This is a genomic window from Vibrio sp. 10N.261.52.A1, assembly GCF_002876325.1.
Lineage (GTDB): Bacteria > Pseudomonadota > Gammaproteobacteria > Enterobacterales > Vibrionaceae > Vibrio > Vibrio chagasii.
Genome location: NZ_MCYD01001082.1, coordinates 1 through 1,003, shown reverse-complemented (window position 1 = coordinate 1,003; position 1,003 = coordinate 1). Strand labels below are relative to the sequence as shown.

1 protein-coding gene is annotated in these 1,003 nt (G+C 45.2%); it reads right to left on the bottom strand.

Features of this window, described 5'->3' with window-relative positions; genetic code table 11:
- Window positions 1-834: lamin tail domain-containing protein (locus tag BCT81_RS23370; protein WP_198596949.1), on the bottom strand; the 834-nt coding region annotated here is incomplete at its 3' end.
- Window positions 835-1,003: the final 169 nt, after the last annotated feature.

Genomic DNA, 1,003 nt, shown 5'->3' with positions numbered 1-1,003 from the left:
AGGTACTTTACCTTTCACACACACTACATCGCCTGCAGCTAATTCAGAGCTAGATTGATTGGTATGAACAAATAGACCTTCAGAAGTGCTTGGGTTGAAATCATCCTCAAGAGCTTGCAAGTAGAAACCTTTAGTTAGGCCGGTAGTAACTGCGCTTACCACTCCTTTTACGAAATACTCATCGTCGGTGATGTACGGGTAGCCATCGATGAACGGCGATGTTGCGCCCTCGCCTTGGATTTCTTGAATGGTGGTAAATACTGGAGCAGCGCCGTCTTGTGTACAAGCAAAGGCGTCTGGCAGCTCAACATTCTCTAGAGAACCTAGACCTTCAATGCTGTCTTTCGGTAGCGATACCCATTGTGAAGCATCAAACGTCGCCGATGGGGTTTGTTCAGCACGAACCAAGGTAACGTCTTTACCCCAGTCGACATCGCCCATCACGCCAACCATGTCCAACACGCTTGAGTCTGCATTCAAGATAGCCAATGGGTCATCACCATTGTGATTAGCCAATGAAGCGTTAAGAATATCAGCGACGGCTTTAATCTCATCGCTTGCACTGCTATGCGCAACAACCAGTACCTCACCAGGCGCTAAAACGTGGCCATCTAAAGGTAAAGTGGCGCCCCATGATCCGTTGCCATTCGCTGATTTAGCCAATGAATAACCATCTAAATTAATGCTGCTATCACCGCTGTTGGCAATCTCAACCGCTTTGTTGTAGCTGCCGCCTTCCACATATTGTGAAATAAACAAATCAGCGTGTGCGCTTGTCGTTAACAAGCTACCAATTGCCACTGCTAGCAATGAAGGTTTGTGTAAAAGAGCCATCCGTTTCACCTGAGTTCATCGATTTATAATTACTGCCATCTATGGGCAGTCATGTATTTTGTGGTAACTATCAGGTTTATTTATGAAAGGAATAAGTCAGTTGGCAAGAAAATGAGGAACTTATCACTTTGGAATCATCAATTGTTTGGCACGCTATATATTTCCAACA